Below are 1,093 nucleotides of genomic sequence, written 5' to 3'. Positions count from 1 at the left end.
GGGAGGACGTGGCCGGGGAGGCGGAGGCCGCCGGCCCCGCGGCGGACCCGGTGCCGGTGGTGGCCAGGGCCTGCGCCGCCCGCTGCGCCGCGGTGCCCGGGTCGTACGGCAGTCCGTACGTGAGGAGGGCTCCGAGGAGTACGGCGGCGGCGGACACGAGCAGTCCGGGGCGGCCGGGCAGCCACGGGTGCGCCCGGCCGGGGTCGGGCGTCCGCCTCAGTACCGTCCGGGCGGTGTCCGTCGTGCTCCGGGGGGCGTTGCGGGCCGAGGGCAGGAACAGCGGGAGCAGGGCCACCAGCGCGGCGAGCCTTCCCCGGCCGCGTTCCTCCCAGTCGGGGCCGTAGGCGGTGCCGGCGACCGCCTCCAGTTCGGCGACGAACGCCTCGGCCTGCACGGGCCGTTCCGCCGGGTCCTTGGCCAGACCGCGCCGCACCAGTTCCCGCACCGCCTCCGGGGCCTCCTCGGCGGGGACGGGCGCGTCGAGGTGCCGCAGCGCGAGCTCCGCGAGGTTGTCGCCCGCGTACGGCTTGTGGCCCGTCAGGCACTCGAAGAAGGTGGCCGTGGCCGCGTACACGTCGGCGGCCGGGGAGGCGGGTGCGCCGGTCCACTGCTCGGGTGCCATGTAGGACGGGGTGCCCGCCACGCCCGCGCTGGTGCCCACGTCCACCGCGATGCCGAAGTCGACCAGCTTGGAGGATCCGTCCGGCGCGACCAGGACGTTCTCCGGCTTGTAGTCGCGGTGGACGACCCCGACGCGGTGTGCGTCGGCCAGACCGAGCAGCGATCCCTTGAGGACGACGAGCGCGGCCTCGGGAGCGAGCGGGCCTTCCCGCCTGAGCAGCGTGCGCAGCGGGACGCCGTCGACCAGTTCCATCACGATGGCGGCGCCGTCCGGGCTTTCGACGTACTCGTACAGCCCGGCGACATGAGGGCTCCCCAGCCCGCCGAGCAGCCGCGCCTCCGCCCGGAAGTCGTACACGAAGCCCGGCCGGGTGCGCAGCGACTCGCTGAGGTACTTCACGGCCACCGGCACGCCGGTCTCCTCGTGCACGGCGAGGACCACCCGCCCGCTCGCCCCCGACCCGAGCTCAAG

1 protein-coding gene is annotated in these 1,093 nt (G+C 75.8%); it reads right to left on the bottom strand.

All coding sequences use genetic code 11. The features are described from left to right. On the bottom strand, positions 1–1,093 hold a 1,093-nt coding region (locus C1J00_RS43500), incomplete at both ends, for a serine/threonine-protein kinase (protein WP_102914241.1).

This window comes from Streptomyces cahuitamycinicus (genome assembly GCF_002891435.1).
GTDB classification, from domain to species: domain Bacteria; phylum Actinomycetota; class Actinomycetes; order Streptomycetales; family Streptomycetaceae; genus Streptomyces; species Streptomyces cahuitamycinicus.
Note: the sequence above shows the minus strand (reverse complement) of the source record. Positions and strands in the feature narration are given on the sequence as shown.